Source organism: Sphaerisporangium sp. NPDC049002 (genome assembly GCF_040649355.1).
Taxonomy (GTDB): domain Bacteria; phylum Actinomycetota; class Actinomycetes; order Streptosporangiales; family Streptosporangiaceae; genus Sphaerisporangium.
Genome location: NZ_JBEZFH010000329.1, coordinates 1 through 5,487, shown reverse-complemented (window position 1 = coordinate 5,487; position 5,487 = coordinate 1). Strand labels below are relative to the sequence as shown.

Genomic DNA, 5,487 nt, shown 5'->3' with positions numbered 1-5,487 from the left:
GCCAGCTCGGCGGCCCCGGTGCCCGACAGGTGTCGGGCGAGCGCGGCGGCGTCCTCGAAGGCCTGGCTGGCGCCCTGCCCGAGGTCGGGCGTCATGGCGTGCGCGGCGTCGCCGAGCAGCGCGATCCTGCCGGTCGCGAACGTCGGCAGCGGCTTGGCCAGGCAGGCGATCGGGTCGACGTAGACGTCCTCGGCGGGCGTGGCCGCCAGCAGCGCGGGGACGGCCGGGTGCCAGTCGGACATCAGCGCCAGCATCCGCTCGCGCGCCTCCTCCGGCCCCGGGACGGGTTCCGGCAGCACGGAGTCGGTGAACCAGTACAGCCCGTCCGCGTCGATGGGGAACAGCCCGAACATCGCTCCGGTGCGCCGGTCGATCAGGATGGCGGCCAGCAACTCCTCCACGTCCAGGTCCGCAGGGCGGGGCAGGGTGCCGCGTAGGTCCATGCGGCCGATCCTGCGCGACCCGCCGTGGCCGGGGAACAGCTGCCCGCGCAGCCTGCTGCCGATCCCGTCGGCCACGATCACCGCGTCCGCCTCCTCGACGCGCTCGCCGCCGCTGAACACCGCCACTCCGTTGACTCCGTGCTCCAGCCACTCCACCGGTGTCGCGGTCCGCACCGTCTCGGCGGGCAGTGGGGCGCGCAGCGAGCGGTGCAGCTCCGCCCGGTCGGCCACGATCATCGACCCGACCTCGCGCTGTGCCCGCACGGCGTCGGTGATCAGCAGCGGCCTCCCGCGCCAGTCGCGCAGCCCGGCGCTGCGGGCGGGGGTGGACCGCCCTGACGTGTCGTAGCCGAGCTCCTCCAGCGCCCGGAGCCCGTTGGGCATGATCACCACGCCGGTGCCCGCCTCGCGGAGCTCGGCGCCCCGTTCGTAGAGGGTCACCTGATGCCCCTGGCGGTGCAGGCCCACCGCGGCCGCCACCCCGCCCAGCCCGGCACCGACCACGACGACACGCATGGCACCCCTCCATTCACTACGATCGTACTACTACGGCCATTGATAGCATGGCCCGGTGCCGCCCACCAACCCTGCCCGCCGCCAGGCCCTGACGGACGCCGCTATCGACCTGCTGGCGGCCTCGGGGGTGCACGGGGTGACCCATCGTGCGGTGGAGAAGGAGGCGGGGCTGCCGGCCGGTACGGCGTCCAACTACTTCCGCAGCCGCGAGGCGCTGCTGGTCGCCGCCGCCGAGCGGGTGGTCGAGCTCCACCTGGCGGACATGGACCAGGCGGCCGGGCACCAACCTGCGGGCGGCGCCGACCTGGTGGAGATGCTGACCGAGTCGTTGCTCGCGGCGGCGACCACGCTGCGCCACCGCTACCTCGCGATCTTCGAGCTACAGCTGGAGGCGGTGCGCCGCCCGGCGTTGGCCGCAGCGCTGGCGGGGCTGCAGGAGGTCGCGGTGCGCGTCACCGCCGGGCATCACGACCAGCTGGGACTGAAGATCGCGCGTGAGAAGGTCCCCGCGCTCATCGCGCTCTACGGCAGCGCCCTGTTCGCCCTGGTCAGCGCACCCCCCAGCAGTGTCACCCGGCCCGCCGTCGAGGCCATCGTCGACACCATGGTGTACGGCTCGGCCGTACCGGACGACCCGGCCGCCTTTACTTTGTAGATCAAGAGATGGGCCGTCGACATCCCCCACGGCGGGGCCGTGGCCTTGCTCGGCCGGCTCCGGCCCCCGCCCGCACCGTGCGTCGCCGAGCCGATGTCACTGGGGGGCGACGGCGAGCGGCCCGGGGATCAGGGGCTGCTCCCACCGGAAGCCCATCCGGAACGTCACCTTGGCCAGCGCCCGCTGGCCGTCGGCGTTGGGGTGGAAGAAGTCCCACTTGCTGATGTGGTCGAGGGTGTAGGGGTAGGAGAAGACCGCGCCGCCGTCGGACCGGCAGTCCGGGCCGTACGCCGCGCACGCCTGCGCCATCGCGGTGTTGTAGTCCCGCACGCGCTCCCTGACGCGGTCCCTGCGGGCCTGGTCCTTCTTGGCGTCGGAGGAGGCGTTGGCCAGCATGGTCGGGCAGATGCCGCCGATCGTCCAGAACGACTTGGCCAGCACGCTCTCCCTGCCGATGCGCCAGAGCCGCTTGAGGTCGGGGATGCTGGCGGCGAAGACCTTCACCCCCGCCGAAGCGAGCACGGCGAAGGCCCGGTCGATGCGGGCACGGTAGGTCGCCACGGGGGTCATCCGCGACTCGCTCGCGACGCAGGCGTCCTGCGCGCCGATCAGGATCGTGACATAGGAGGCCCTGGCGGCCACGGCCTTCTCGGCCTGGGCGGCCAGCTCGGCGCTGGTGGATCCGGGCACGGCGAAGTTGAGGTTGTGCCCCTTGACGGCCGGGCCGACGGCGAGCAGGCGGAGGTAGTGGCTGTCGACGTCCGCCGCGTCACCCGCCGACCACGACCGGGAGGTGCAGGAGACATACCAGCCGCAGGCGTTGAAGCCCGCGCTGATCGAGTCGCCGAGCGCCGCCATCACCGCGGGCACCGGCTCGGCCGCCGCCGCGACGGCCGTGCCGGGCACCAGCACGGCCGATGCGGCGAGAACGAGCGCGATCCTTCTGACCATGGTCACCTCCACCTGGGACGATCGATCCCGGGTTGGAGATCGAGAACCCAAGGTAGAGATCGGGAAGGGTGGGCTCTATTACCTCCGGGCGAGGCGTTGCTACCGTTGACCAAGTTCCTATCGCGGCTTGACAGGTCACGGAGCGTGTGCAGGCGCCCATGACGGCGAATCACCCTGAGCGCGCGGGGCTGTGATGAGGCCACCCGATGTCGAACGCGTTCAGTTTCCGCATAAGGTGGGCAGAGTGAGTGTCGCGCTCGGGATAACCCGCCCCCCGCTGGTTCGCAGCATCCCCATCCATCACCCCGAAGACCTGATCGCGCGACTGCCGCAGGCCCCGCCGTACGCCTGGGTCCACCAGGGCGAAGGCCTGGTGGCCTGGGGTGAGGCCGCACGGGTGAGCGTCCCCCCGGGGCCGGGGCGCTTCGACTGGGCCAGGCGGTGGCTGGCCGCCCAGTTCGGCGAGGCCCACATCGACGACGACGTGCACGTGCCCGGCTCGGGCCCGGTCGCGTTCGGCTCGTTCACCTTCGACCCCGACGTCGCCGGCTCGGTGCTGGTGGTCCCCCGGGTGGTGCTCGGCCGCAGGAACGGCCGCGCGTGGCTGACCACGGTGGGTGACGCCCCCATCGAGCTGATGGCGCCCGCCGCGTCCCCCGGCCGCATCGTGTACGGCGACGGCTCGCTGACCGCGCTCGAGTGGCAGCACGCCGTGGCCCGCGCCGTGGGCGAGATCAGGTCGGGGCGGCTGGAGAAGGTCGTGCTCGCGCGCGACCTGCTCGCCAGGGCCGAGCGCGACATCGACGTACGGGTCCTGCTCGACCGCCTGGCCCGGGCCTACCCCGACTGCTACACCTTCTCCTGCGCGGGCCTGGTCGGCGCCACACCCGAGCTGCTGGTGCGGCACACCGGCACGGCCATCGAGTCCCTGGTGCTGGCCGGCACCACCTACCGGGGGGCCGGCCCGGCCGACGACAAGGCCAAGGCCGCGGCGCTGTTCGCCTCGGCCAAGGACCGCCACGAGCACGCGTGCGCGGTGGCCTCGGTGCGCGAGGCACTCACGCCGCTATGCGCCTCGCTCACGGTGCCCGGCGAGCCCGAGCTGCTGGTTCTTCCCAACGTGCAGCACCTCGCCAGCCGGGTCCAGGGGCGGCTGGCCGACGGCGCGTCGGTGCTCGACGTGGTCGCGGCCATGCATCCCACCGCGGCCGTCGGCGGCACGCCCACCGGGGTGGCCCTGGATGTGATCCGCGAACTGGAGGGCATGGACCGCGCCGGGTACGCCGGTCCGGTCGGCTGGATCGACGCGCGGGGCGACGGCGAGTGGGGCATCGCCCTGCGCTGCGCCTACGTCGAGGGGCGGCGGGCCCGGCTGTTCGCCGGGTGCGGCATCATGGGCGGCTCCGACCCGGCCGCCGAGCTGGCCGAGGCCCAGGCCAAGTTCCGCGTGATGAGGTACGCCCTGGAGGGCTGATCTCCTGCCGGCCCTCCCCCGGCGCGCCCCTACGGAACGCCCGAGGCGGGCGGCCCGCCGGTCTCCCCAGGACCGGACCCAGCGGGGACCTCGGGACCGGACCCAGCGGGGACCTCGCGGCCGGACCCGGCTGGTATCTCGCGGCCGAGCTCGTGGGCCAGCTCGTCGAGCTCGGCGCCCCCTGCCATCAGGGACGTCAGCTCGTCGCGGGTGATGTCGTCCTTGTCGAACTGCCCCAGGCTGGCGCCCCGGTTGAGCAGCAGGAACCGGTCACCCACGGGGAAGGCGTGGTGGGGGTTGTGGGTGATGAAGACCACCCCGAGACCCCGGTCGCGCGCCCGGGCGATGTAGCGGAGCACCACGCCCGCCTGCCTGACCCCGAGCGCCGAGGTCGGCTCGTCCAGGATCAGCACCCGGGCCCCGAAGTACACGGCGCGGGCGATGGCCACCGACTGGCGCTCGCCGCCCGACAGCGTGCCGACCGGCTGGTCCACGTCGCGGATGTCGATGCCCATGGCGCGCAGCTCCTCGCGCGCGACCCTCTTGGCCCGTGCCACGTCGAAGCGGCGCAACGGCCCGGTGACCGGCTCCGACCCGAGGAAGAAGTTCCGCCAGACCGACATCAGCGGGATCAGCGCGAGGTCCTGATAGACCGTGGCGATCCCCCGGTCCAGGGCCTCGCGCGGACCGCCGAACCGCACCGGGACGCCGTCGAGGAGATACTCGCCGCTGTCCTGGACGTGCACCCCCGCGAGGATCTTGATGAGCGTCGACTTGCCGGCCCCGTTGTCGCCGAGCACGCAGGCCACCTCGCCCTGCCGTACGAGCATCGAGACCCCCCGCAGGGCGATCACGCTGCCGAAGACCTTGCCCACGTCGCGGGCTTCGAGTAGCGGCGGGGTCATCGCCGCACCTCCTCGGCGTAGCGGCGGAGCAGGCGGTTGGCGAGGGTCGCCATCAGGAGCATCGCGCCCAGGAAGAACTTGAACCAGTCGGCGTCCCATCCGGCGAAGACGATGCCCTTGTCGGCCATCCCGAAGATCACCGCGCCGATGGACGCCCCGATCGCCGAGCCGTACCCGCCGGTGAGCAGGCAGCCGCCGATCACGGCGGCGATGATGTAGATGAACTCCTGCCCGATGCCGGAGTTGGCCTGGACCGAGGTGAAGCGCAGCGCCATGATCGATCCGACCAGCCAGGCGGCGGTCGCGGTGGTCATGAACAGCGCGATCTTCGTACGGGCGGCGGGGACGCCGGCCGCGCGTGCCGCCCGCTCGTTCCCTCCGACCGCGAAGATCCAGTTCCCGGCCCTCGACCGCATCAGGACCCAGGTGGCAAGGGCCGTGACCCCGAGCCGCACCACGGGCGCGAAGCCGGGGCTCCCGCTCGGATAGACGCGTACGACCGAGGGGCGCAGCCAGTTGACCGTGCCGTCGGCGAGCTTGACC

At 72.8% G+C, this 5,487-nt stretch carries 6 protein-coding genes; 2 read left to right on the top strand and 4 right to left on the bottom strand.

Annotation, left to right across the window (positions count from 1 at the left end):
* The coding region (locus AB0B89_RS34575; RefSeq protein WP_358561409.1) for an FAD-dependent monooxygenase at positions 1-959 on the bottom strand (959 nt) is incomplete at its 3' end.
* Positions 960-1,014: 55 nt separating this feature from the next.
* Here AB0B89_RS34575 and AB0B89_RS34570 point away from each other — a divergent pair.
* Positions 1,015-1,614, top strand: coding sequence for a TetR family transcriptional regulator (locus tag AB0B89_RS34570; RefSeq protein ID WP_358561406.1), 600 nt, complete (start codon positions 1,015-1,017; stop codon positions 1,612-1,614).
* A 96-nt stretch (positions 1,615-1,710) separates the two neighbouring features.
* Here the strand turns inward: AB0B89_RS34570 and AB0B89_RS34565 are convergent, their stop codons facing one another.
* Positions 1,711-2,565: a GDSL-type esterase/lipase family protein gene (locus AB0B89_RS34565; protein WP_358561403.1), complete on the bottom strand. Its 855-nt coding sequence runs from the start codon at positions 2,563-2,565 to the stop codon at positions 1,711-1,713.
* Positions 2,566-2,809: 244 nt separating this feature from the next.
* On the opposite strand from AB0B89_RS34565, the gene AB0B89_RS34560 reads away from it, so the two are divergent.
* Complete coding sequence (locus AB0B89_RS34560; protein WP_358561400.1) at positions 2,810-4,039, top strand: isochorismate synthase; 1,230 nt, start codon at positions 2,810-2,812, stop codon at positions 4,037-4,039.
* 29 nt (positions 4,040-4,068) lie between these two features.
* On the opposite strand, the gene AB0B89_RS34555 is transcribed toward AB0B89_RS34560, so the two are convergent.
* Both AB0B89_RS34555 and AB0B89_RS34550 read right to left on the bottom strand, forming a co-directional pair.
* Positions 4,069-4,944, bottom strand: a complete 876-nt coding sequence (locus AB0B89_RS34555) for an ATP-binding cassette domain-containing protein (RefSeq protein WP_358561397.1) — start codon at positions 4,942-4,944, stop codon at positions 4,069-4,071.
* On the bottom strand, positions 4,941-5,487 hold a 547-nt coding region (locus AB0B89_RS34550; protein ID WP_358561394.1), incomplete at its 5' end, for an ABC transporter permease. The genes AB0B89_RS34550 and AB0B89_RS34555, both read right to left, overlap by 4 nt.

Bases quoted from the DNA above. Each gene is read 5' to 3' on its own strand.
- AB0B89_RS34565 (WP_358561403.1), bottom strand. From the start codon at position 2,565: ATGGTCAGAAGGATCGCGCTCGTTCTCGCCGCATCGGCCGTGCTGGTG.
- AB0B89_RS34555 (WP_358561397.1), bottom strand. From the start codon at position 4,944: ATGACCCCGCCGCTACTCGAAGCCCGCGACGTGGGCAAGGTCTTCGGC.